We start from the raw sequence: 25,976 nt of genomic DNA, 5'->3' as shown, positions 1-25,976 counted from the left end.
CTTACTGTTCAGTATCAACCCATCGATAACCTACTCCATACACGGTTTTTAAATGATGATCAATAGGGAAATTTGCTTTTCGCAATTTATCACGTAAATTACGAATATGCGAATCGACTGTGCGATCTTCTGTATTTGTGTTTAATCCCCAAATTCGTTCGATGAGCTGATCACGGTTTAATACGTAGTTCACATGGCGTAAAAATAATCCGAGTAAAGAAAATTCAATTGGTGTGAGAAGGAGTTCTTCACTATGGACAGAAACGAAGTGTTTTGTTTCATCCCATACAATACCGTGATATTGGATTTGTTTATGTTCATTTGTACGTCTTAAAACGGCTTCAATTCTTGCGAAAAGTTCTTCTTCATGGAAAGGTTTCGTTACGTAATCATCGGCTCCAAGTTTTAATCCTTGAACGACATCTACTGTTTGATCACGAGCTGTAACCATAATAATAGGAATGTTACTAAAAGATCGGATTTTTTTGCACGTTTCCCATCCGTCCATCTTTGGCATCATAATATCGAGTAAAACAAATTTAAAGTTTCGATTTTCTATATGTAAAATAGCTTCTTCTCCTGAAGTCGCACATACGCAGTTATATCCAATTGGGGTAAGATAAAGCGTTAATAATTCAAGCATTCTCGGTTCATCGTCTACGAGCAGTATATCAATCATAGAGAGCCCTCCATATTTATAATCGTTACTTAAAGTGTAATGCAAAATCATGAAGAAATGGTGCAGATTATGATGCGTCTGCATAATTTCTTCAGAATTGCTTGTTATTGTGGAGTTGAAATTACATTTTAGGTAATCATATTGGCTCAAAAATGATTAATACGGAGGCGGTATAGTGAAAAAAATGACCCGAATTTTTGGGATAACAATAATTACAGCAGTTGGTCTTGCTGCATGCGGACAAACGAATACAGACCATAAAAACCATGAATCTACAAAAGAGAAGAAAACAGAGCAAAAGGAAATGAAAATGAATCAGGAGGTAACGGCGCCAAAAGAAATGAACGAAGGTGCATCTAATGATTTATTAACGACAAGTCTAAAAAATGTGACGAGGTTAAATACAAATGACCCCCTAAAAATGGCAGTATTAACTTCGCAAACGATATGGCCAGCAACTCATAAGGAGAACCAGCCAGGTGCTGTTATTTTAGTACCAGCAAGCGAGTGGCAATTAGGTATTGCGAGTGCAGACCTTATTCATCATCCGAATAACGGGCCGATTTTATTTATAGAAAAAGAAAAGATACCGGAAATGACGTTAAAAGAAATAAAACGATTAAATCCAATCGGAACGAAAGACGGAACACAAATTATGGTGATGGGAGATGTAGGTACTAGCGCGCTTGAACAATTAAAAGGTTATAAAGTAAAACAAATAAAAGAAACGGACCCAGCTATATTTGCGAAGGATGTTGATAAGGAGTATGCCGATATAACAGGAAGCTACCCAAATAGTGTTATTATTGGTTCGTCTGCAGAAGAAGGCCGTTTATATACAACACCCGCTGTAAATTGGATTTCTCATATGCCGGAACCACTACTCTATACAGAAAAGAATAAAGTGCCAGAAGCGACAATAGAGGCATTAAAAATGAGAAAAGACAAAGCAAATATATATGTATTAGGGCCAGAAAAAATTGTTTCAAAAGAAGTGGAAAAAGAGCTGAGCAAATACGGGAAAGTAACGCGTATTAGTGGAGAGACTCCAACAGAAAATTCGGTTGCGTTTGCGAAATTTAAAGATGAAAAAACAAAATTTGGCTGGGGATTCACAAAACCTGGTCACGGTTTATCATTTGTTTCAAGCAAAACACCAGATTTAGCAGTTGCTGGGGCACCTTTTTCACATATGGGTAAACACGCACCTGTTGTCTTGTTAGAAGAAGGGAAAGCTTCACAACCAGTGTATGACTTCCTTGCTACTATTCAGCCGAAGTTTAAAGATGATCCAACACTTGGACCATATAATCACGGTTTCTTATTAGGAAGTACGAGTGATATTTCATTTGAAACACAAGGAATACTAGATGAGAGGTTAGAAATTGTTCAGGAAAGTGGTCAAGGACACGGTGGACATTAATGAAATGAGCAAAGACGCTACTGATATAGCGTCTTTTTCTTTAGGAAACTTTTACATAGTAAAAAATCTTCTACTCGTTATATAATAGCTTTCGTGCAGTCGGTTGATTTTCTTATGGAGAAAATCAAATGATAAAGGAGTAGAGGAGTGGTATTTTGTTTCAAACGATAAAAAATGATTGGTTTTCTAATGTGAGAGGGGACGTGTTATCAGGAATTGTCGTTGCTTTAGCATTAATTCCTGAAGCGATAGCCTTCTCTGTTATCGCTGGTGTGGATCCGACCGTTGGGTTATACGCAGCCTTTTGTATTGCAGTTACCATTTCATTTGTTGGCGGAAGAACTGGGATGATTTCAGCTGCAACAGGTGCAATGGCATTATTAATGGTGACGCTCGTTAAAGATCATGGTTTGCAATATTTATTTGCTACAACAATATTAACAGGTATTGTCCAAATTATTTTTGGCGTGTTCAAACTGAGTTCATTTATGAAGTTTGTCCCTAAGTCAGTTATGAGTGGTTTTTTAAATGCCCTTGGAATTTTAGTTTTTACAGCGCAATTACCGCATTTTAAAAATGCAAATTGGCAAATGTATGCACTTGTCGCATTAGGTCTTGTAATTATATATGTATTTCCACGTGTTACGACGGCTGTCCCGTCTACACTGATTTCCATTATTATTGTGACGAGTATTGCACTTATGAGCGGATTACAGTTGAAAACAGTAGGGGATATGGGAAGCTTGCCGAAAGAATTACCATTCTTTAGCATTCCTGACGTGCCTTTTACAGTTGAGACATTAGGGATTATTTTACCGTATGCAGTTATGCTTGCAATTATCGGTTTACTAGAATCATTATTAACAGCTTCAGTTTTAGATGATATGACGCATACGGAAAGTAATAAGCATAAAGAGGCACGCGGTCAAGGAATCGCAAACATTGTTGCTGGTTTCTTCGGAGGAATGGCAGGTTGTGCAATGATCGGTCAATCTGTTATTAATATTAAATCAGGTGGACGAGGTCGCCTATCAACATTTGTAGCGGGCGGATTTTTAATCGTATTACTATTTGTTTTAGGAGATTATGTCGTTCATATTCCGATGGCAGCTTTAGTTGCAGTTATGATTATGGTTTCAATCGGAACGTTTGATTGGAACTCTGTAACAACAATTCATAAAGTACCAAAAGGAAACGCATTTGTTATGATCGTAACAGTTGTGATTGTCTTAATTACACATAATTTAGCATTAGGTGTAATTATCGGAACAGTAATTAGTGCGGTTTTATTTGCATTCAATATGGCAAAGATTCACGTGAAACATTTATATATTGAAAATAAGAAAATATATGAAATTCACGGTCAACTTTTTTTTGCATCTACAGCCGACTTTATAAATAATTTTTCATTTAATGAAGATGTAAAAGAAATCGAAATGAACTTTACTCATGCGCACGTATGGGATGATTCGGCAGTGGCATCAATTGATAAAGTTATCATGAAGTATGAACAAAGTGGTGTGAAAGTAACTATAACAGGATTAAATGAACGTAGTTCAAAACTTGTTGCAAATTTAGCTACTTATAATAAAAGAATTGCTAGTTAAAAGCCTCCTTTTTAGGGGGCTTTATTATATAATACGAATAGGATAACGAAAAGGGGATTCAGCATATGTACAAACAAATTATATTAGCATGTGACGGTTCTGAACATGCACTTCGAGCAGCGGAGCATGCAACCTATATTGCGAAATGTAGCGAAGAAACAAATGTTGAAGTTGTGTACGTAGTAGATAATAGAACGGCAAAATCAGATATTATACAAGGTCAAACAGATTTAGAAACAATATCGGCTAGTCGAAAAGATAAATTAAAAGAGATTGAAGGTTTATTAAAGAAAGAGAACATTTCTTATACAATTACGATATTACATGGTGATCCTGGAGATACAATTGTTCAATATGTAAATACAGGAGATATAGATCTTGTCATTGCTGGAAGTAGAGGGCTCAATACACTGCAAGAAATGGTGCTTGGAAGTGTAAGTCATAAAATAGCAAAACGAGTGAAATGTCCGGTGATGATTGTAAAATGAAATAGAATGTAACGAAGACCTTAGTATAACTGAGGTCTTTTTTTATGTATAAATGACTCTTATTTGTGGAAATACTAGATATATAAGTTGAAAAGATGTTAACTTACAAATTTGTAAGTTAGTTGTTAGAGAAATCGATGTTATGAGATTTTTCCCATTGGTAAAATAAAAGTATCAAAGGGGAGATAGGGAGGATGGAAGTAATGAAATCATTTCAAAATTTGTCATATAGTCAAGGGGTAAGCTTAATTTGTCTAGGGGGATTTGCTGCATCTGTTACGTTAGCTGTTTTAATAAAGGTGTTTCATCAAATCTTTTAATTTTATAGTAGGGAAGGAATTGGTTGTTATCATTAGTAGGAACAGCAATGAAAATAAAAAATAGCTCTTAGCATGTATGTAAATGCTAAGAGCTATTTTTATGCTTGTTATATGTTATTTAAGCTTGCTTTTGTTTTACTGACCCTGTATTTAAAGTAAGAGCAAGGAAGAACATTGCAAGTACGCAAGATGCAAGTAATAAGATGAATCCGCCATCCCATCCGAATGCATCTACGATAAAGCCCATAGCTGCACTAGCGAAAGCAGCTCCGCCTAAGTAACCGAAGAATCCAGTTAAGCCTGCTGCAGTTCCAGCAGCTTTCTTTGGTGCTAAATCTAGAGCGTGTAGACCAATTAACATAACCGGTCCGTAAATTAAAAATCCAATTGCGACAAGTGCGATACTATCAACCATTGGATTACCAGGAGGGTTTAACCAGTAAACAAGAACTGCGATAAATACACCAACCATAAATAAAATACCAGCAGGTGCACGACGGCCTTTAAATAGTTTATCACTCATCCATCCGCAAAGAAGTGTACCTGGAATACCAGCCCATTCATATAGAGCGTAAGCAGTACGTGAGCTACTATGAGTAAAGCTTTTTTCTTCTACTAAATAAGTAGGAGCCCAGTCTACAACGCCGTAACGTACGAAATATACGAAAACGTTCGCAATAGCGATGTACCATAAAAACTTATTGTTTAATACGTATTTAAATAAAATTTCCTTTACTGAAAGCTCGCGTTCGCGGTCTTTTACTTTTTCATCTGGTGGATATTCTCCAGTATGTTCTTCAATAGAAGGTAGTCCACAAGATTGAGGCGTATCTTTCATCGTAATTAATACATAAATACCAACTAAAATTGAAAGAATACCTGGGAAGTAAAAAATACTTTTCCAGTCATCTGCGAAGAAGTATAAGCCTAATGTTACAAGTGAAGGCATAAGCGCTCCGCCAACATTATGAGCGACGTTCCAAATAGACATTTTTGTACCACGTTCGCTAATAGAGAACCAGTGAACCATCGTACGACCACAAGGAGGCCATCCCATACCTTGTACCCATCCATTTAAAAACTGAAGTACAAACATAAGTATAATGCTCGTTGTAATGAAAGAAAATGAGCCGAAAATAATATTAATGATACCTGATAAAAATAGCCCAGCTGCTAAAAAGTAGCGAGGATTACAACGATCGGATACGATACCCATAAGAAATTTACTTAATCCGTAAGCGATAGAAACTGCTGAAAGGATAACCCCAAGTTCCCCTTTACTAAAGCCTTGCTCGATTAAGTATGGCATTGCTAGTGAAAAGTTTTTTCGAACAAAATAGTAACCTGCATAACCGATGAAGATACCTAAGAATACTTGTAAACGTAATTTACGGTATTCGCTATCAACGCGATCAGCTGGTAAGCGTTCCGCGTGGGGCGCAGGTTTAAATAATTGTGTGAAAAACATAAAATGAAAATCCTCCCCTAATTAATTCGAAGCGTTTTAAGACAGAGAACATAAAAAGGCCATGAAATATAAAAAAGTTTCCTTTTTTATGATTCATAGCCGTGTACTCCGTTTCTCCGTGACTGTCAATATTAACTTCGTCGAAAATTATACAACTTTGTGACAAAAATGTAAACGTTTTTATGAATAAAAGTATTGACGGATTTTGTTCGTGGGATTAATATTTAAATACATTAAATATTTTATTGTTTAAATAAGAGGTGGATAACATGCCAAATGATATGACGCATATCGATAAAATTCAAGCTCTTGCCTTTTCGATTGGAAAGAAAATGCAGACGGAGTTATTAGAACAAATGCAAGCGACAGGACTTACACCACCGCAGTTTTATATTTTAAAGATTTTAGATCATTATGGGGCTTCAAGAGCGACAACATTAGCGAAAAAGATGTATGTGAAGCCTAGCGCGATTACAGTGATGATTGATCGTCTAATCGATCAAGAACTTGTAGAACGCTATCACGACAAAGATGACCGTCGCGTTGTCATCATCGAGTTAACAAAAAAGGGGAAAGCTAGAGTAGAAGAGGCAATGACAGCTCGTAACGAGCATATTGCAAAATACTTTTCACATTTAGAGTTGCAAGAAAGAGAAGATTTATTACGTCTCTTTGAGAAGTTAGAAACCATTATTTGCGGGACACAAGAGAAAAAAGAGAATAACTAAGAGGAATTGAGGAGATTACATGGAGCAACAAGAAAATCAAAATAGAAAGTTGTTGTTAATCGGTTTAGTAATCGCGATGCTATTTGCTGCATTAGATGGAACAATTGTTGGTACAGCAATGCCACGTATCGTCGGTGACCTAGGCGGATTAAGTTTAATGACATGGTTAACGACAGCTTATATGTTAACATCAACGACAGTTGTACCAATTGCAGGTAAATTAGCGGATTTACTTGGTCGTCGTAACGTATATATAACAGGGCTAGTTATTTTCATGATTGGTTCGGCGTTATGTGGTATGGCGAATGGTATGACAGAATTAATTATTTTCCGTGGTATTCAAGGTCTTGGTGGCGGTATTATGATGCCAATGGCTATGATTATTATTGGAGATATGTTCACGGGAAAAGAACGTGCGAAATGGCAAGGTATTTTTGGTGCGTTATACGGTCTTGCTTCTGTAATTGGACCGCAAGTTGGTGGTTGGATTGTAGATGCAGTGAACTGGAGATGGGTATTCTACATTAACTTACCGGTTGGTATTTTAGCAACAATCTTTATTGCAATGGGATTAAAATCACATAAACAAACAGGACCAATTAAAATTGATATCGCTGGAATCTTTACAATGATTCTAGGTGTTGTAAGTTTATTACTTGCGCTAACGTTTGGCGGAAAAGATTATGCATGGGATTCTTGGCAAATTATCGGTTTATTCGCACTAGCTGTAATTGGTATCGTTAGCTTTGTTATTGTTGAAACGAAAGCTGAAGAGCCGATTTTACCAATGCATTTCTTTAAAAATCGCACATTTACAATACTGAATGCGATTGGATTCTTTATGAGTATTGGAATGTTCGGCGCGATTATGTTCGTACCATTCTTCATGCAAGGTATTGTAGGAGTAAGTGCTGCTGAATCAGGAACAATTATGACTCCAATGATGATTACAATGATTGTAATGAGTATTATCGGTGGGCAACTTGTATTAAAAGTTGGTGTAAAACCACAAATTATCGCAGGTATGCTTATTATGGCCGGTGGTTTCTGGTTATTAACAACGATGGATATGCACACAACGAAGCTTACAGCTACTTCTTATATGATGGTTATCGGTTTAGGAATGGGTCTTGTAATGCCGACATTAACATTAGCGTTACAAGAAAGCTTCCCGAAAAAAGACCTTGGTGTCGTAACGTCATCAAGTCAGTTCTTCCGTCAAATTGGTGGAACATTTGGTATTACAATTTTAGGATCAATTATGAATAACACTTCAGGTACAACGTTAACAAATAAATTAGTACCTGTATTAGATACATTCCCGAAAGAAGCGGGACAAATGGTAACGAAATTTAAAGATATGATTCACACAGATCCACAAGGTTTATATTCGATGCTATTTAGCCCAGAGGCATTAAAACAAATGCCAGAAGCGTTTGCTAACAGCATTGTACCTATTTTGAAAAACTCTTTAGTAGACTCGCTTCATACTGTATTCTTAACAGGATTAGTATTTATCGTAGTAGGTGCCATCTTTACGATTTTCTTACAAAAAATTAAACTATCAGATCGTAAAAAAGATGCTGAAGAGCCTGCTGTAGAAGAAAAAGAAAAAACTGTATCATACTCGTAATGAAGAAGCATCGCCTTATGGCGGTGCTTTTTTGAGTATAACCTTAAAAGCTTTTTAGTGAGAAATGATTGACGTATTTTTAGAAATACGTTATATTATTTTCTGTAAACGGTTACATGAAATGAGGAGAAAAGAGAATGAGTACGATTAAAGACGTTGCGAAATTAGCGGGAGTATCTGTTGCGACCGTTTCCAGAGTTTTAAATAAAAATGGATATGTTCACGAAGATACATTAAAAAAGGTAGAGCGTGCAATTGAGATGTTAGATTATAAGCCTAGTACAGTAGCGCGTTCACTGTATAATAAAAAGTCTCGTTTAATTGGCTTAGTTGTTCCAAATATCGTGAATCCGTTCTTTCCAGAAGTTGCACGTGCCGTAGAAGATGTAGCACATAAACAAGGTTACACAGTTGTCCTTTGTAACTCTGATGAAAGTTTAGAAAAAGAGAAACAATACATTGATGTACTTAGACAAAATAATGTAGATGGATTTATTGTAGCAACGAATCCACAAAATAGTGTTAATTACATGAATTTATCTGTCCCGGTTGTTGCGATTGACCGTATGTTTAATGAGCGTATTCCTACTGTATATGCAGATAACTATACAGGAAGTCAGGCTGCGACAAAGTTGTTACTAGATAAAGGATGTAAACATATTGCACATATTCGCGGTCCACGTGATGTGAGTACTGCAAATGAACGTTTTGAAGGTTTTGTAGACGTTATTACGCAAAATAACCTTTCGTATATGATTGCGGAGAGTACGTTTGAGCCAGCAAATAGTGAGCGTGTAGCGATGGAATTATTAGAAGAATACCCGCATATTGATGGTATTGTCGCTGGGAATGATTTAATTGCGATCGGTATTGTAAAGGCGGCACTTCAAAAGGGGATTGCCATTCCAGATGATTTACAAATTATCGGATTTGATGGCATTTCTTTAACGGAAATGATGTATCCATCTATTACGACAGTTGCACAACCGATATATGAAATGGGGAAAATTGCAACAGAGTTGTTGTTAGAGCAAATGGAAGGAAATACATTAGAAGAGAAACATTATCGTTTGCCGATTGAAATTATAGAACGAAATACAACGAAGTAAGGAGATGAAACAGATGCCAAATATTGCAGTAGTAGGAAGCATTTCAATGGACTTAGTGGCTGTTTCAAAAAAACGCCCGAAAGCAGGAGAAACAGTAATTGGTGAAGCGTTTCATACAATCCCAGGAGGGAAAGGGGCAAACCAAGCAGTTGCTGCAGCTAGGTTAGGAGCAAATGTAGCAATGGTTGGAGCGGTAGGAAATGATGATTATGGAACAGTAGTTAGAAAAAATCTAGAGAACGAACGCATTTTTATCGATTATGTGGTACCGGTTACAGATGGAACGACAGGAATTGCTCATATCGTTTTAGCAGAAGAAGATAACAGTATTGTTGTCGTACAAGGGGCAAATGCTCTTGTAAATAAGTCAGTTGTAGATCGCTCCAAAGACCTTCTTGTAAAAGCGGATATGGTTGTTCTTCAACTAGAAATTCCACTTGAAACAGTAAAATATGTATTGGCTATTTGTGAGGAACATAATATTCCTGTTATGTTAAATCCAGCGCCAGCACAAGTTTTATCAGAAGACATTTTAGAAAAGGCAACTTATATTACGCCAAATGAACATGAGTGCCGCATCGTATTAGATGATTTTACATCACCAATTGAAGATTTATTGGCGAAGTATCCCAATAAATTATTGATGACAGAAGGTTCTAACGGTGTTCGTTTCCATAATGGCACGGAGATTGTACATGTTCCTAGCATTGCTGTTGATGTAGTGGATACAACTGGAGCTGGTGATACATTTAATGGTGCGTTAGCAGTTGCACTTTCTGAAGGAGAGACACTTCAAAAAGCAATTCGTTTCGCGAATATTGCCGGTGGTCTTTCTGTAACGAAACTTGGAGCACAGGGCGGTATGCCAACGAGAGATCGAGTACGTGAAGTGCAGGTGATTGTTGGATGAAAAAGCATGGTGTATTAAATAGTGAAATCGCAGCAGTCCTTGCTTCACTTGGGCATACAGATACGATTGTAATTGCTGATTGCGGGTTACCGATTCCGGATGGAGTAAAACGAATTGATTTAGCTGTTGAGATTGGAAAACCTAGCTTTTTAGATGTATTGCAAGTGGTAGCTGATGATATGGCAATCGAAAAAGTGACGTTAGCAGAAGAAGTCATTATAAATAATGCGGCAGTAAATAAAGAGATCGAACAGAAATTAATAGAGCCAGCATTTGAGTATGTATCTCATGAACAATTTAAAGAGCATACAAAGAAAGCGAAGGCGATTATTCGTACAGGCGAGGCTACGCCTTATGCAAATGTAATTTTACATGCAGGCGTGATTTTTTAATAAAGGGAAGTGATGGGAATGCATATTGAAATGAAAAACATTTCAAAGGCGTTCAATGGCAATCCTGTTTTGAAGAATGCACAGTTTATGATTGAAACAGGAGAAGTCCATGCATTGATGGGGGAAAATGGAGCGGGTAAATCAACGCTCATGAAGATTTTAACAGGTGTATACAAAAAAGATGGTGGGACAATCACAATTGATGGGCAAGAGCGCACCTTTAAAAATGCGAAAGAAGCTGAAGAGTACGGCATCGCATTTATACATCAAGAACTAAACATATTGCCGAATTTAACAGTAGCTGAAAATATGTTTCTCGGTAAAGAGTTAATGTATGGGAAAACAGGTATTTTACGCACTCGACAAATGAACGCGATTGCGCAGCAGCAACTAGCGGAGTTAGGGTTGCATGTAAGAGGCGCTATGTTAGCAGAGGAATTATCGGTTGGACAACAGCAAATTATCGAAATTGCGAAAGCATTAATGACAAACGCGAGCGTTATTATTATGGATGAACCTACTGCGGCACTGACGGATCGTGAAATCGAAACGCTCTTTACAGTAATCAATAAGTTACGTAAAGAAGGTGTTTCATTCGTGTACATTTCGCATCGTATGGAAGAGATTTTCTCAATATGTGATGCTATTACGATTTTGCGTGATGGAGAATACGTGGGAAAGAGATTAATTCCAGAAACATCATTTGATGAAGTAGTGAGTATGATGGTGGGGCGCAGCATTGGTGAACGTTACCCAGAGCGAAATAGTCAAATTGGTGATGTCATTTTTGAAATGCGTAACGGAACGAAGAAAGGGAAATTTGAAAATGTTTCGTTTCAAGTGAGGAAAGGTGAAATCCTTGGTGTAGCTGGTTTGATGGGGGCTGGTCGCACTGATATTATGAAAGCGATATTTGGTTATGAACCTTTAGACTCTGGACAAATTTTTATAAATGGACAAGAAGTAAAGATTGATAGTCCAATAGATGCAATTAGACAAAGAATTGCTTTCATTACAGAAGATAGAAAGTCTGAAGGATTAGTGTTAGATTTTTCAATTCGAGAAAATTTAGCTTTACCGAATTTAGAAAGTCTTTCAAAGGGAAGTGTTCTAAGCAACGAGCTAGAACAACAGTTTACAGAGGATATGATGAAGCTTCTTAATGTGAAAGCATCTAGCGGAGAGCAGGCAGTGAAATCTCTTTCTGGTGGAAATCAGCAAAAGATTGTAATCGCAAAATGGCTAGGCATTCATCCGCAATTACTCATTTTAGATGAGCCAACAAGGGGTGTTGATGTTGGAGCGAAAAAAGAAATTTACTCTATTATGAATAAGCTTACAGAGCAAGGCGATGCCGTTATTATGGTATCATCTGAGCTTCCGGAAGTTTTAGGGATGAGTGATCGAGTTCTTGTTATTCATGAAGGAAAAGTCGGCGGAATTTTAGGGGAAAATGAGGCATCACAAGAGTCTATTATGGCACTAGCTACAGGGGGAGAGTAAGGATGGCTAAGAAGGGGAATGTATTACAACAACTCGGTTCTTTAATCGGTTTAGTATTAATTATCGTCGTAATTACAGCTTTAAATCCAGCGTTTATTGAAATTCCAAATTTATTTAATATACTGCGTCAAGTATCGATTAATGCGCTTATTGCATTCGGAATGACCTTCGTAATTTTAACAGGGGGTATTGACTTATCGGTAGGTTCTATTTTAGCATTATCAAGTGCACTTGTTGCTGGAATGATGGCAAGTAGCATAGATCCGTTCCTTGCAATGGCGGTTGGACTATTAGCAGGTCTTTTAATGGGAATTGTAAACGGTATCATCATTGCGAAAGGAAAAGTAGCTCCATTTATTGCAACTTTAGCAACAATGACTATTTTTCGTGGGTTGACGCTTGTTTATATGGACGGACGTCCGATCACTGGTCTTGGTGATCATTTAATGTTCCAAATGTTTGGCCGTGGTTATTTTCTTGGTATTCCGGTACCCGCTGTTACAATGATGATCGCTTTCGCAGTACTGTACTTCATTTTGAAGAAAACGACATTTGGTCGCCGTACATTTGCAATTGGTGGAAATGAAGAAGCAGCAGCACTATCAGGTATTAATGTTACGAGAATTAAAGTAATGATTTACGGTCTTTCCGGAATTTTGGCAGCGCTTGCAGGTATTGTCTTAACATCACGATTAGATTCTGCACAGCCGACTGCAGGTACTTCTTACGAATTAGATGCAATTGCAGCAGTTGTATTAGGTGGAACAAGTCTTTCTGGGGGAAGAGGATGGATTGTTGGTACATTCATCGGTGTACTTATTATTGGTGTACTAAATAACGGTTTAAATTTATTAGGTGTATCTTCTTTCTTCCAACAAGTTGTAAAAGGACTTGTAATCTTACTAGCTGTATTAATTGATCGCAGAAAAGAAGCGTAATGGAGGGACAGTTCATGAAGAAATGGTTACTTATACTCGTTGCATGTATTATGGTCGTTACTGCTGGTTGTTCAATGGAACCACCAGAATGGGCAAAGGATTCTAGCGATAAAGGTCGAAATAAAACTATTAAAGTTGGATTCTCTGTTTCAACTTTAAATAATCCCTTCTTTGTAACTTTGAAAAAGGGTGCAGAAAAGAAGGCGAAAGAAAGCGGCATTGAATTGATTGCTGTTGATGCACAAAATGATGCAGCAAAGCAAACGAACGATGTTGAAGATTTAATTCAAAAAGGTGTCGATGTAGTTGTTATTAACCCGACCGATTCAGATGCTGTTGCTTCAGCGGTAAGTGCTGCAAATGCAGCGAACGTTCCTGTTATTACAGTAGACCGCGTTGCAAATTCAGGTAAGGTTGTTTCTCACATTGCCTCTAATAATATTGAAGGTGGTCAAATGGCTAGTGATTACATTCGTGAATTAGTCGGCGAAGGAGCAAACGTTGCTGAGTTAGAAGGAATCCCTGGATCCTCTGCCGCTCGTGAACGTGGGAAAGGATTCCATAACGTAGCCGATAAGTCTTTAAAAGTAGTTGCAAAACAAGCGGCTGATTTTGATAGGGCGAAAGGATTATCTGTTATGGAAAACATTTTGCAAGCAAATAGCGATATTAAAGCCGTGTTTGCTCATAACGACGAGATGGCATTAGGTGCACTTGAAGCGTTGAAGTCTGCTGGAAAAACAGATGTAGTAGTTGTTGGATTTGATGCAACAGAAGATGCTGTGAAAGCGGTTAACGATGGGCGTATGGCTGCAACAGTCGCTCAAAAACCGGAATTAATCGGAGAGAAGGCGATGCAAACAGCAAAAGAGATAACACAAGGTAAAAAAGTGGACAAATCTATTCCGATTGAATTAGAGCTTATTAAGAAAAAAAAATAAATATAAAATGAAAATTAGGAAGGAAGAATAACAAATGAAATTCTTTATTGATACAGCAAACATTAACGAAATTAAAGAGGCAAATGCATTAGGCGTATTAGCTGGAGTAACGACAAATCCATCACTTGTAGCAAAAGAAGGCGTAGATTTTCACGAGCGCATTCGTGAAATTTGCAACGTTGTAGAAGGTCCTGTAAGTGCAGAAGTAATTAGCTTAGAAGCTGATAAAATGATCGAAGAAGGAAAAGAATTAGCGAAAATTGCTCCAAACGTTGTTGTAAAAGTTCCAATGACAACAGAAGGTTTAAAAGCAGTAAAAGCATTCTCTGACTTAGGAATTCGTACAAACGTTACATTAGTATTCTCAGCAGTTCAAGCGTTACTTGCAGCTCGTGCTGGTGCAACATACGTTTCACCATTCTTAGGTCGCTTAGACGATATCGGTCATAACGGTATGGACTTAATTCGTCAAATCGCAGAAATCTTTGCGATTCATGGCATCGAAACAGAAATCATTGCAGCATCTGTACGTCACAGTGTTCACGTAACTGACGCAGCATTAAACGGTGCACATATTGCAACAATCCCAGCAAACGTAATTGCTTCATTAGTGAAGCACCCATTAACAGATCAAGGAATTGAGAAATTCTTAGCTGATTGGGAAAAAACACAAGAGAAATAATAGAAAAGCAAGAATCCTAGTTTAATTGACTAGGATTCTTTTTTATTTAAAAGAATTTTCATGCAATTTTGCATATTGTCTTTTAAATTTGTTATATAAGATATTTAATATATATCACATAACTCTTTATTTTTCATATTTCGATATAAAGTGAAACTTTAATCAGTGGGGACTTTGTTCATCCCCACACTGATTATTAATTGAACCAAGGGATAAAAAGATAGAGGGTCTGACCAGAAAACTGGAGGGCATGATTCTATAACAGAAAGCTTAACGTTTATAGAATTATGCCTTTTTATATAGGGAGGGTAGTAAACGGGGATTTCGACAAAAATGTACTTATTTATCTGAATTTTAAGTTTTATAAAAGGAGAGAAATGGAATGAGAAGAAAAGCGCCATTTAAAGTGTTATCGTCATTAGCAATTGCGGCAATTATCGGATGCACATCTGTAATGAGTGCTCCATTAACATACGCAGAAACGCCAGCAAAAGAGAAAGATAATGTATCTACAACACCAATTGATTACAATTTAATTCAAGAAGATCGTTTAGCGGAAGCACTGAAAGAAAGAGGAACAATTAATCCAGCATCTTCTAAAGAAGAGACGAAAAAAGCTGTCGAGCAATATATTGAAAAGAAACAAGGAGATCAGGCGAATAAAGAAATTCTTCCAGATGCTCACTCACAAGAAACGTCTGATTTCACAAAAAAAGTAAAAGAGAAAAAGATGGAAGAAAAGGAAAATGTAAAAAAGGCTGAAAAAAATGTTAGCCTTGAGCAAAAGCCAGAACCAAATAAAAAGCAATTGAATGGGCAAGTTCCAACTTCAAAAGCAAAGCAAGCTCCATATAAGGGATCTGTTCGATCGGATAAAGTATTAGTGTTACTCGTTGAATTTAGTGATTATAAACATAATAATATTGATCAAACACCAGGTTATATGTATTCGAAAGACTTTAGTAGAGAACATTATCAAAAGATGTTGTTCGGTAATGAGCCGTATACTTTATTTGATGGTTCAAAAGTAAAAACGTTTAAACAATACTATGAAGAGCAGTCTGGTGGTAGTTATACGACAGATGGATATGTAACGGAGTGGCTAACTGTTCCAGGAAAAGCATCTGATTATGGAGCTGATGGTAGCAGTGGTCACGATAATAAAGGTCCAAAGGGTGCACGTGATTTAGTGAAAGAAGCTTTGCATGCAGCTGCTGAGAAAGGACTAGATTTATCCCAGTTTGATCAATTTGATAGATATGATACAAACGGGGACGGGAATCAAAATGAACCTGATGGTGTAATTGATCATTTAATGGTAATCCATGCTGGTGTTGGTCAAGAAGCTGGTGGCGGTAAATTAGGTGATGATGCGATCTGGTCACATCGTTCAAAATTAGCAGTAGATCCAGTAGCGATTGAAGGTACGAAATCAAAGGTAGATTACTTTGGTGGTAAAGTAGCAGCACATGATTACACAATTGAACCAGAAGATGGAGCTGTAGGTGTGTTTGCACATGAATTTGGACATGATCTTGGATTACCAGATGAATATGACACGAAATATACTGGAAATGGTTCACCAGTCGAAGCTTGGTCATTAATGAGTGGAGGTAGTTGGACAGGGAAAATCGCAGGAACAGAGCCGACTAGTTTTTCACCACAAAATAAAGATTTCTTACAAAAGAATATGGGTGGCAACTGGGCAAAAATATTAGAAGTAGATTACGATAAAATTAAGAGTGGTGTGGGAGTTCCTACCTATATTGATCAAAGTGTTACGAAATCAAATCGTCCAGGAGTTGTACGTGTTAACTTACCAGGTAAAAGTGTTGAAACGATTAAACCGGAGTTTGGAAAGCATGCATATTATAGTACAAGAGGCGATGATATGCATACAACGTTAGAGACACCATTCTTTGATTTAACGAAAGGAACAAATGCAAAATTCGATTATAAAGCAAATTATGAGTTAGAAGCAGAGTGCGATTTCGTCGAAGTACATGCAGTAACAGAAGATGGAACGAAAACATTAATTGATAGACTTGGGGAAAAAGTAGTCCAAGGAGATAAAGATACAACAGATGGGAAATGGATTGATAAATCATATGATTTAAGTCAATTTAAAGGCAAAAAAGTGAAACTACAATTCGACTATATTACAGATCCGGCTGTAACATATAAAGGTTTTGCGATGGATAATGTAAATGTAACTGTTGATGGACAAGTTGTATTTTCTGATGATGTAGAAGGACAGTCTAAAATGAATTTAAATGGTTTTGTTGTTTCTGATGGGACAGAGAAGAAAGCTCATTATTACTACTTAGAGTGGAGAAACTATGCGGGATCAGATAATGGTTTAAAAGCAGGAAAAGGTCCAGTGTATAATACAGGCCTTGTCGTTTGGTATGCAGATGATAGTTTCAAAGATAACTGGGTTGGGATGCATCCAGGTGAAGGATTCCTGGGTGTTGTAGATTCTCATCCAGAAGCGCTAGTTGGTAATTTAAACGGAAAACCAGCATACGGTAATACGGGCATGCAAATTGCAGATGCTGCATTTTCATTTGATAAAACACCAGCATGGAGTGTAAATTCATTAACACGTGGTCAGTTTAACTATTCTGGATTACAAGGTGTTACAACTTTTGATGATTCAAAAGTATATAGTAACAAGCAAATTGCAGACGCAGGAAGAAAAGTTCCAAACCTTGGACTTAAATTCCAAGTTGTTGGACAGGCAGAAGATAAATCGGCAGGCGCTGTTTGGATTAAACGTTAATAACATAAAAGCACATTCTTCATATGAAGAGTGTGCTCTTTGATTTGTACAGTAAGTTATTATTTTAGTTTATCCCGCATTAACGGTCAGTAAGATCCCCACCTCAAAATTCAGTGGAAGTAAAGAAGTTAGTTGGGAGATCAACTGCCCGTAAAATCCCGATTGGTTCAACTAATAATCAGTGGGGAGGAATAAAACCCCCACTGATTAAATTTTCACTTTATGTAATACAAGTGTTTATTCATGTGTACTGTATCAAATTATGTGGGGAAAGGAAATATTTCCGAGGAAATTGTCGAAGTATCGTCAGTATTTATAAACTTTCTGTTTAAAAGAAGAGATGTATTATTGCCTCTACGGCTCAATTTATTTACATTGTTATTTGGTTATACACAAAAGTAATATATTGGGCAAAAAGAGTTCTATTCGATAGGGCTCTTTGGTTTTGTATTTGATATACAAATATTAACCTCAATTGTTTGGAAATGTATCTTCTTGTTTAGCGTCATTTGGACTTTAACTACAGTTTTTGTTTTTCGTTTATATGAAGAAGGAGATGAGCGGTTACCTTTTATATTTAAATTAATTGGCATTATTCCAACGCTTCCATTATATTACGAGTTATATCAATATGCATTTAAAAAAAGACAACGATGGATTATCCCATCATTGTCTTTTTTACTTTGCTTCTTACATAAATCATCCCAGCAAATGTTAATAAAAATGCTGTCCCGATAATGAAGCTGACGCTAGGTGATGCTCCGATTGCGCCGACTGTAAAGGAGCCAGCAACAACTCCTAATGAGAAGAAGGCATAAAATAATCCGAATGCCTTTCCGCGATTATCGTCTGTAGTATTTTCAACGAGTAAAGCGTTAATAGATGGAAAGAGGATTGCGAATCCAATTCCATAAATCATCATTACGATAAAGAGCATACCTTTTGTAGCAAATAATCCGAGTAAAGATAATGCGAATGCCATAACTGCAATTCCGATTAGCATTAGTTTCGAACGATTAAATCGATCATAAATACGATTTGTTGGAAGTAAGAAGAAGAGGATAGCAGTTATACCAAATACACTTAACATCATGCCTGTTGTGGATGCTTTAAGCGCTAATGCCTCAACTTTTACTGGTAACATGTAAGTGACAATTCCTTGTGAAAACATTAATGTGAAAGCACCAATATATGCTTGTAATAACGGTTCTGATTTTAAAAGTTCAACCATATCTTCTTTGTTCATCATTTGTGTTCTTGATGTATCTTTTCTTGATACGTTATTTGGTAAGAAGAATAGAGATACAATCGTACCAAGAGCCATTAAAATAGAAATAGTAATGAAGACCCATTCTACGCCAGCTGTTGCTTTCATAATACCGCTGAAAGCAGGTCCTACGATTGCCGCTGTTCCAACAGCAGCACCAGATAGAGCCATTGTTTTTCCTTGTCTTTTTGCATTTGTTTGTTTTGATAAAAATGTAAAGGCAGCAGGAATTAAAAAGCCATCACTAAATCCATGCATAAAGCGAACAACTAATAGTTGTTCACCACTTTGAACAACGGTGTATAACAAGACTATGAAACTCGTAATTCCCATGCTTATATAAAGGATTTTTTTTGCACCAAATTTATCGACAGCGGCTCCAGCAATAATATTACCGATCATATTAGCGAATGAGTACATACCGACAACTAGCCCGATAATAAGAGGGGTTCCTCCAAGGCTTTGAGCGAAAGTACTCATAATAGGTAATTGTGAAAATGTATCTAAAAATGCCACGATAACGATAAAGTAAATAAAATATTTCAAGCGATATTCACCTCTCCTATGCTATTATGGCATAATGCTAATTTCACCTGCAATGAAATTGAATTAACAGATGTGGAAAAAAGTACAAAGTGACAAAATATTGAACGTTATTTGTAAAAAATTAGTAGTAATGTGATTGTTTTTTTGAAATATATGGATAGAAGTATTATAATAGAATTGTAAACTTCACCAGGTTAAGTATATACATAGAGAGGGATGTATAAAATGAAAGCACTACTTTGGCATAATCAACGTGATGTACGAGTAGAAGAAGTACCAGAACCAACAGTAAAACCAGGAACAGTGAAAATCAAAGTTAAATGGTGTGGTATTTGTGGGACAGACTTGCATGAATATTTAGCAGGGCCTATTTTTATTCCAACAGAAGAACATCCATTAACACATGTGAAAGCACCTGTTATTTTAGGTCATGAGTTTAGTGGTGAGGTAATAGAGATTGGTGAAGGAGTTACATCTCATAAAGTGGGAGACCGCGTTGTTGTAGAGCCAATTTATTCTTGTGGTAAATGTGAAGCTTGTAAACATGGACATTACAATGTTTGTGAACAACTTGTTTTCCACGGTCTTGGCGGAGAAGGCGGCGGTTTCTCTGAATATACAGTAGTACCAGAAGATATGGTTCATCACATTCCAGATGAAATGACGTATGAACAAGGTGCGCTTGTAGAACCAGCAGCAGTAGCAGTTCATGCAGTACGTCAAAGTAAATTAAAAGAAGGGGAAGCTGTAGCGGTATTTGGTTGCGGTCCAATTGGACTTCTTGTTATCCAAGCAGCTAAAGCAGCAGGAGCAACTCCTGTTATTGCAGTTGAACTTTCTAAAGAACGTCAAGAGTTAGCGAAATTAGCAGGTGCGGATTATGTATTAAATCCAGCAACTCAAGATGTGTTAGCTGAAATTCGTAACTTAACAAATGGTTTAGGGGTAAATGTTAGCTTTGAAGTAACAGGTGTTGAAGTTGTACTACGTCAAGCGATTGAAAGTACAAGCTTTGAAGGACAAACTGTAATTGTTAGTGTATGGGAAAAAGACGCAACAATTACTCCAAATAATTTAGTATTAAAAGAAAAAGAAGTTATTGGTATTTTAGGATACCGTCACATCTTCCCAGCCGTTATTAAATTAATTAGCTCTGGTCAAATTCAAGCAGAGAAATTAATTACGAAAAAAATTACAGTCGATCAAGTTGTTGAAGAAGGATTTGAAGCACTGGTAAAAGATAAAACACAAGTGAAAATTCTTGTTTCACCTAAATAAGATAGAATCGAATAAAGTAGCCCTTTTCTAGAAATAGAAGAGGGCTACTTTTTTTCTATACTGAAAGGTGATAGACTTTCCTTTGACTCAATGTATTTTTGTTTGGAAGGGAGAATCTAATGCTTTCATTTTTGTTAACTTTAAAGCGAATGTTAAGAGCCTGTTTACGAGCGTGGAAAGATAAAGAATTTCAAGTATTATTTGTATTAACAATTCTGACTTTAATATCGGGTACGATTTTTTATAGTACAGTTGAAGGATTACGTCCTATTGACGCTTTATATTTTAGTGTGGTCACGTTGACGACTGTCGGTGATGGGAATTTTAGTCCGCAAACTGATTTCGGAAAGATATTTACAATCTTATACATATTTATTGGGATTGGACTAGTGTTTGGATTTATTCATAAGTTAGCAGTTAATGTACAATTGCCAAGTATATTATCGAATAGAAAAAAAGAGTAAAGCATTCAGATGCTTTACTTTTTTTTTACATTAGTTTAGACAAGCCTTAATAATAGTTTATTAAAATGAAAGTGTATTCATTCATTATATTCACTGTGTATAAAGTTATAATGATATGAACATTTGCATATTTTAATTTAGTGATAGAAATTTCGTGAAAGGTGGGATATTCTAGTCATAGGTTAACCGGACGACATCATAGGATCCTAACAAAATGTTTACAATAATTCAATTATAAAATGGAGGATTTTATATGAAAAAGAAAGTACTTGCTTTAGCAGCAGCTATTACATTAGTTGCTCCATTACAAAGTGTTGCATTTGCTCATGAAAATGATGGGGCACAGAGATTTGGAGTTATTCCGCGCTGGTCTGCTGAAGATAAACATAAAGAAGGCGTGAATTCTCATTTATGGATTGTAAACCGTGCAATTGATATTATGTCTCGTAATACAACACTTGTAAAACAAGATCGAGTTGCACTATTAAATGAATGGCGTACGGAGTTAGAGAACGGTATTTATGCTGCTGACTATGAAAATCCTTATTATGATAATAGCACATTTGCTTCACATTTCTATGACCCTGACAATGGGAAAACTTATATTCCGTATGCAAAGCAAGCAAAGGAAACAGGAGCTAAATATTTTAAATTAGCTGGTGAGTCTTATAAAAATAAAGATATGAAACAAGCGTTCTTCTATTTAGGATTATCTCTTCATTATTTAGGGGATGTAAACCAACCGATGCATGCGGCAAACTTTACGAATCTATCGTATCCACAAGGATTCCATTCTAAATATGAAAACTTTGTAGATACGATAAAAGATAATTATAAAGTAACGGATGGAAATGGATATTGGAACTGGAAAGGTACGAATCCAGAAGATTGGATTCATGGAGCAGCAGTAGTTGCGAAACAAGATTACGCTGGCATTGTAAATGATAATACGAAAGATTGGTTCGTGAGAGCTGCTGTATCACAAGAATATGCAGATAAATGGCGCGCTGAAGTTACACCAATGACAGGTAAGCGTTTAATGGATGCACAACGTGTTACTGCTGGATATATTCAGCTTTGGTTTGATACGTACGGAAATCGTTAAGTATTTAAAAAAGGTCAAATCTCAGAATAGAGTATTTGGCCTTTTTATCACTATACAATACATGGGGGTATGAAACGTGAAATGTAAATTGCTAAAAGGTGTACTTAGCTTAGGTGTTGGTTTAGGAGCTTTATATAGCGGAACGTCAGCTCAAGCAGAAGTGTCTACAAATCAAAATGATACATTAAAAGTGATGACGCATAATGTATATATGCTATCAACAAACTTATATCCGAACTGGGGACAAACTGAGCGTGCTGATTTAATCGGGGCGGCAGATTATATAAAGAATCAAGATGTAGTTATATTAAATGAAGTGTTTGATAATAGCGCTTCAGATCGTTTATTAGGGAATTTGAAGAAAGAATATCCAAATCAAACAGCAGTATTAGGTCGTAGTAGTGGAAGTGAATGGGATAAAACGTTAGGAAACTATTCATCTTCAACTCCTGAAGATGGTGGCGTTGCGATTGTGAGCAAATGGCCAATCGCTGAAAAGATTCAATATGTATTTGCAAAAGGATGCGGGCCAGATAATTTATCGAATAAAGGATTTGTATACACGAAAATTAAGAAAAATGATCGCTTCGTTCACGTGATTGGTACACATTTGCAAGCGGAAGATAGTATGTGCGGAAAAACTTCACCTGCATCTGTACGTACAGACCAATTAAAAGAAATTCAAGACTTTATTAAAAATAAAAATATACCAAATAATGAGTATGTGTTAATTGGCGGTGATATGAACGTAAATAAAATTAATGCAGAGAACAAGAATGATTCAGAGTATGCATCTATGTTTAAAACATTGAACGCTTCTGTACCATCTTATACTGGACATACAGCGACTTGGGACGCAACGACAAACAGTATTGCAAAATATAATTTCCCTGATAGTCCTGCTGAGTATTTAGATTATATTATTGCAAGTAAAGACCATGCGAACCCATCATATATAGAGAATAAGGTGTTACAGCCGAAATCTCCACAATGGACTGTTACATCGTGGTTCCAAAAATATACGTATAATGATTACTCTGATCATTATCCAGTAGAGGCGACTATTTCTATGAAGTAGTTTCAAAAAGTTTCTTCGTAAAGAAGAAACTTTTTTTATTTGCAAACAGGAAAATCACACTTTCTTTCCAATATGTATAAGACATATTGAGAAGAGGAGAGAAAAATGTGGATCGAGGAATTTTTAAAGAAGTTCCATTACCGTGTGCATTTTTGGATGAAATGGCTTTAGATAGAAATATTCAATCGATTATAGAGTTAAGTGGAAATAAGAAGATTCGTATAGCGAGTAAATCGTTACGCTCTGTTCCGATTATGCAAAAGATTTTAGCTGCAAATGATCGATTTCAAGGTATTATGTGCTTTTCACCTAGAGAGATTTTATTTTTAATAGAACAAGGATTTAATGATTTATTGCTTGGATATCCTGCTTACGATGAAAGAGCTCTGTATGAAATTAGTTTGTTAACAAAGAAAGGTTTCATTATAACTTGTATGGTGGATTGTGAAGAGCATATTGTGTATTTAGAAAGCATTGCTGAGAAATCTAAAGGATGTTTTCGTGTTTGTTTGGATATTGATATGAGTAGTCGTTTCTTTCAATTTCATTTTGGTGTACAAAGGTCCCCAGTAAAAAATGTGCAGGATGCGTTGAAAGTAGTAGAAAAGGTGAGAAGGTCATCATATTTAATGTTAGATGGTGTAATGGGTTATGAAGCTCAAATTGCTGGGGTGGGAGATCATATACCGAATCAATGGTTGAAAAGTAAAATAATTTCATATTTAAAGCAGAAATCAGTGCTAGAAGTGAAAGAAAGAAGAGAACATATTGTAAAAGCAATACAAAACCTTGGTATTGAGCTAAGGTTTGTAAATGGAGGCGGAACAGGAAGTATAAAAACAACCGAGAAAGATAATTCAGTTTCAGAGATTACAATAGGTTCTGCTTTTTATTCTCCGAAGCTGTTTGATTATTATAAAGAGGTGAAATTTTATCCAGCGGTCGGATTTGCCTTACCAGTTGTGCGTAAACCAGTCCCGTTTATTTACACTTGCCTAGGTGGTGGATATATTGCTTCAGGAGTAGTTGGAAAAGATAAAGAGCCTGAAGTTTGGAGACCGAAGGGTGCAAAACTATTAGCTTTAGAAGGTGCTGGCGAGGTACAAACGCCAATTTTTTATAAAGGTGAGGAACGAGTGGATATAGGAGAGTCCATTTTGTTTCGCCATAGTAAAGCTGGTGAGTTATGTGAGCGTTTTCCCTTTTTGTATCGTGTTAAAAAAGGAGAGATTGTTGGGGAGTATTCAACATATCGGGGGGATGGCCAATGCTTTCTATAAAGGGACAAAAGTGGAGAAATTGGACAGGGAATGTAGAAGGAACGCCGCATTATACGATGTATCCAGAAAGTATACAAGATGTAGTAGAAGTTGTGGGACTTGCGCGAAAAAAGGGGAAGAAAATTCGTGTTGTCGGTTCAGGACATTCGTTTACACCCCTTGTGCAAACGGAAGAAGTTTTAGTTTCTTTAGATGAATTGAAGGGTATTGTGAATATTGATGCAGAGAAGATGGTTGCTGAAGTATGGGCAGGAACAAAGTTATATGATTTAGGGAAGTTACTTGAGGAAAAAGGGTATGCGCAAGAAAATTTAGGGGATATTGATTCGCAATCTATTGCAGGAGCGATTAGTACGGGGACTCATGGAACGGGTATTACCTTTGGGAGCTTATCAACACAAGTTATAGAGATTACGGCAGTTCTATCTAATGGTGAGAGTATAGTTTGTTCGGAAGCTGAGAACGTAGAATATTGGAGAGCGTTTCAGTTGTCACTTGGAATGTTAGGTATCATTGTAAAGATAAAATTGAAGGTTATTCCAGCGTATTCACTCGTTTATGAAAGTGAAAAACAGTCATTATCCACTGTAATGAACAAACTAGAAGAATATAAGAAGCATCGTCATTTTGAATTTTTCGTTTTTCCTTATTCTGATGAAGTACAAGTAAAACTTACGAACGAAACAACGAATCAAGGCAGTGATTTGAAATGGCATAAACTAAAGGTGGAGTTACTTGAAAATAGGATGTTCTCTTTACTATCTAAAGGGTGTAAATGGTTTCCTTCTATAAGTAAAGGAGTGAGTCGATTATCAGCTAAAGCTGTACCAAACACAAAAATAATTGGCCCGAGCTATGAAGTATTTGCTACATCACGTACGGTACCATTTTATGAAATGGAGTATAGCATTCCTTCAAAGTATATGAGGACGGTTGTAGAAGAAATCTCAAATCTTATTGAAAAGAAAAAGTATAAGGTGCACTTTCCGATCGAATGCCGCTATGTAAAAGGGGATGATATATGGCTTAGTCCAGCCTATGGAAGAGATTCAGCGTATATCGCTGTTCATATGTATAAAGGTATGAAATATGCTGCTTACTTTGGCGAAGTGGAAAAAATTTTTCTGAAGTATGAAGGGCGTCCGCATTGGGGGAAAATGCATACATTATCATATGAGCAATTACAAGATATATATCCAGAGTTTCATTCGTTTTTACAGGTGAGGAAATCTCTAGATGAACTTGGAATGTTTTTTAATCCTTATGCAGAAAAGTTATTTATCCCGCTATTTGCCGGGCAGTAAGACCCCCACTGATTAAAGTTTCATATTATGTATATAAAAAAGCTGACAAAT

The 25,976-nt window shown here is 36.5% G+C and carries 23 protein-coding genes and 1 pseudogene; 21 read left to right on the top strand and 3 right to left on the bottom strand.

The features are described from left to right. Position 1: 1 nt before the first annotated feature. Positions 2 to 679, bottom strand: a complete 678-nt coding sequence (locus MKY38_RS18985) for a response regulator transcription factor (RefSeq protein WP_000565484.1) — start codon at positions 677 to 679, stop codon at positions 2 to 4. A gap of 175 nt (positions 680 to 854) precedes the next feature. Here MKY38_RS18985 and MKY38_RS18980 point away from each other — a divergent pair, with 175 nt between their 5' ends. The 4 genes from MKY38_RS18980 to MKY38_RS18965 all read left to right on the top strand — a co-directional run bounded on the left by MKY38_RS18980 (position 855) and on the right by MKY38_RS18965 (position 4,517). Continuing rightward, entirely contained in the window at positions 855 to 2,102 is a 1,248-nt protein-coding gene (locus MKY38_RS18980; protein ID WP_098293922.1) for an ArsR family transcriptional regulator, read from the top strand. 155 nt (positions 2,103 to 2,257) lie between these two features. Beyond that, the gene (locus MKY38_RS18975; RefSeq protein ID WP_025966741.1) at positions 2,258 to 3,709 is read left to right on the top strand and encodes a SulP family inorganic anion transporter; all 1,452 of its coding nucleotides are present in this window, start codon (positions 2,258 to 2,260) and stop codon (positions 3,707 to 3,709) included. 65 nt (positions 3,710 to 3,774) lie between these two features. Continuing rightward, positions 3,775 to 4,197 (top strand): universal stress protein, encoded by a 423-nt coding sequence (locus MKY38_RS18970; RefSeq protein WP_000277999.1) that lies wholly within the window; start codon positions 3,775 to 3,777, stop codon positions 4,195 to 4,197. Between the two features lie 203 nt (positions 4,198 to 4,400). After that, entirely contained in the window at positions 4,401 to 4,517 is a 117-nt protein-coding gene (locus MKY38_RS18965) for a DUF4027 family protein (protein WP_000834733.1), read from the top strand. A gap of 118 nt (positions 4,518 to 4,635) precedes the next feature. On the opposite strand, the gene glpT is transcribed toward MKY38_RS18965, so the two are convergent. Then, a complete protein-coding gene (gene glpT / locus MKY38_RS18960; protein WP_000466384.1) occupies positions 4,636 to 5,985 on the bottom strand; it encodes a glycerol-3-phosphate transporter in 1,350 nt (449 codons plus the stop codon). A 269-nt stretch (positions 5,986 to 6,254) separates the two neighbouring features. Here glpT and MKY38_RS18955 point away from each other — a divergent pair, with 269 nt between their 5' ends. From MKY38_RS18955 to MKY38_RS18905, 11 genes and pseudogenes are all read left to right on the top strand, one after another. Continuing rightward, on the top strand, positions 6,255 to 6,713 hold the full coding sequence (locus tag MKY38_RS18955; RefSeq protein ID WP_001132365.1) for a MarR family winged helix-turn-helix transcriptional regulator: 459 nt from the start codon (positions 6,255 to 6,257) through the stop codon (positions 6,711 to 6,713). Between the two features lie 19 nt (positions 6,714 to 6,732). Continuing rightward, positions 6,733 to 8,346 (top strand): MDR family MFS transporter, encoded by a 1,614-nt coding sequence (locus MKY38_RS18950; protein ID WP_000437647.1) that lies wholly within the window; start codon positions 6,733 to 6,735, stop codon positions 8,344 to 8,346. Positions 8,347 to 8,483: 137 nt separating this feature from the next. Beyond that, entirely contained in the window at positions 8,484 to 9,455 is a 972-nt protein-coding gene (gene rbsR, locus MKY38_RS18945; RefSeq protein WP_000104054.1) for a ribose operon transcriptional repressor RbsR, read from the top strand. Positions 9,456 to 9,468: 13 nt separating this feature from the next. After that, entirely contained in the window at positions 9,469 to 10,365 is an 897-nt protein-coding gene (rbsK, locus tag MKY38_RS18940; protein ID WP_001132860.1) for a ribokinase, read from the top strand. Continuing rightward, positions 10,362 to 10,757, top strand: a complete 396-nt coding sequence (rbsD, locus tag MKY38_RS18935) for a D-ribose pyranase (protein ID WP_065223123.1) — start codon at positions 10,362 to 10,364, stop codon at positions 10,755 to 10,757. Before rbsK ends, rbsD begins: the two co-directional genes overlap by 4 nt. 18 nt (positions 10,758 to 10,775) lie before the next feature. After that, positions 10,776 to 12,260: a ribose ABC transporter ATP-binding protein RbsA gene (gene rbsA, locus MKY38_RS18930; RefSeq protein ID WP_242321046.1), complete on the top strand. Its 1,485-nt coding sequence runs from the start codon at positions 10,776 to 10,778 to the stop codon at positions 12,258 to 12,260. A 2-nt stretch (positions 12,261 to 12,262) separates the two neighbouring features. Next, entirely contained in the window at positions 12,263 to 13,198 is a 936-nt protein-coding gene (locus MKY38_RS18925) for an ABC transporter permease subunit (RefSeq protein ID WP_242321048.1), read from the top strand. Positions 13,199 to 13,212: 14 nt separating this feature from the next. Continuing rightward, the gene (rbsB, locus tag MKY38_RS18920) at positions 13,213 to 14,139 is read left to right on the top strand and encodes a ribose ABC transporter substrate-binding protein RbsB (RefSeq protein ID WP_000758998.1); all 927 of its coding nucleotides are present in this window, start codon (positions 13,213 to 13,215) and stop codon (positions 14,137 to 14,139) included. A gap of 34 nt (positions 14,140 to 14,173) precedes the next feature. Continuing rightward, a complete protein-coding gene (gene fsa, locus MKY38_RS18915; protein ID WP_000667661.1) occupies positions 14,174 to 14,821 on the top strand; it encodes a fructose-6-phosphate aldolase in 648 nt (215 codons plus the stop codon). A 382-nt stretch (positions 14,822 to 15,203) separates the two neighbouring features. Further along, a complete protein-coding gene (gene inhA2 / locus MKY38_RS18910) occupies positions 15,204 to 17,603 on the top strand; it encodes a M6 family metalloprotease immune inhibitor InhA2 (protein WP_001252990.1) in 2,400 nt (799 codons plus the stop codon). Positions 17,604 to 18,032: 429 nt separating this feature from the next. Further along, a pseudogene (locus MKY38_RS18905) lies at positions 18,033 to 18,242 on the top strand (hypothetical protein); the annotation flags it as partial. 19 nt (positions 18,243 to 18,261) lie between these two features. On the opposite strand, the gene MKY38_RS18900 reads toward MKY38_RS18905, so the two are convergent. Continuing rightward, entirely contained in the window at positions 18,262 to 19,416 is a 1,155-nt protein-coding gene (locus MKY38_RS18900; protein ID WP_048558573.1) for an MFS transporter, read from the bottom strand. A 225-nt stretch (positions 19,417 to 19,641) separates the two neighbouring features. Between MKY38_RS18900 and bdhA the strand changes: the two genes are divergently transcribed. The 6 genes from bdhA to MKY38_RS18870 all read left to right on the top strand — a co-directional run bounded on the left by bdhA (position 19,642) and on the right by MKY38_RS18870 (position 25,925). Further along, the gene (gene bdhA / locus MKY38_RS18895) at positions 19,642 to 20,694 is read left to right on the top strand and encodes a (R,R)-butanediol dehydrogenase (RefSeq protein WP_000645827.1); all 1,053 of its coding nucleotides are present in this window, start codon (positions 19,642 to 19,644) and stop codon (positions 20,692 to 20,694) included. A gap of 119 nt (positions 20,695 to 20,813) precedes the next feature. Next, positions 20,814 to 21,158 (top strand): potassium channel family protein, encoded by a 345-nt coding sequence (locus tag MKY38_RS18890; RefSeq protein WP_000948210.1) that lies wholly within the window; start codon positions 20,814 to 20,816, stop codon positions 21,156 to 21,158. A gap of 253 nt (positions 21,159 to 21,411) precedes the next feature. Then, complete coding sequence (gene cerA, locus MKY38_RS18885; protein ID WP_000730995.1) at positions 21,412 to 22,263, top strand: phospholipase CerA; 852 nt, start codon at positions 21,412 to 21,414, stop codon at positions 22,261 to 22,263. A 76-nt stretch (positions 22,264 to 22,339) separates the two neighbouring features. Then, positions 22,340 to 23,341 carry a sphingomyelinase C gene (gene sph / locus MKY38_RS18880; protein WP_000649835.1) on the top strand — a complete coding sequence of 334 codons (1,002 nt, stop codon included), beginning with the start codon at positions 22,340 to 22,342 and terminating at the stop codon, positions 23,339 to 23,341. A gap of 107 nt (positions 23,342 to 23,448) precedes the next feature. Then, on the top strand, positions 23,449 to 24,621 hold the full coding sequence (locus MKY38_RS18875; RefSeq protein WP_114555729.1) for an amino acid deaminase/aldolase: 1,173 nt from the start codon (positions 23,449 to 23,451) through the stop codon (positions 24,619 to 24,621). Next, positions 24,609 to 25,925 (top strand): D-arabinono-1,4-lactone oxidase, encoded by a 1,317-nt coding sequence (locus MKY38_RS18870; RefSeq protein ID WP_025710080.1) that lies wholly within the window; start codon positions 24,609 to 24,611, stop codon positions 25,923 to 25,925. Before MKY38_RS18875 ends, MKY38_RS18870 begins: the two co-directional genes overlap by 13 nt. The last annotated feature ends 51 nt before the right edge of the window (positions 25,926 to 25,976 follow it).

Origin of the sequence: Bacillus sp. FSL R5-0585 (genome assembly GCF_038004545.1) — a bacterium.
GTDB lineage: Bacteria > Bacillota > Bacilli > Bacillales > Bacillaceae_G > Bacillus_A > Bacillus_A cereus.
The sequence above is the reverse complement of the archived record's forward strand: the minus strand, read 5'-3'. Positions and strand labels throughout refer to the sequence as shown.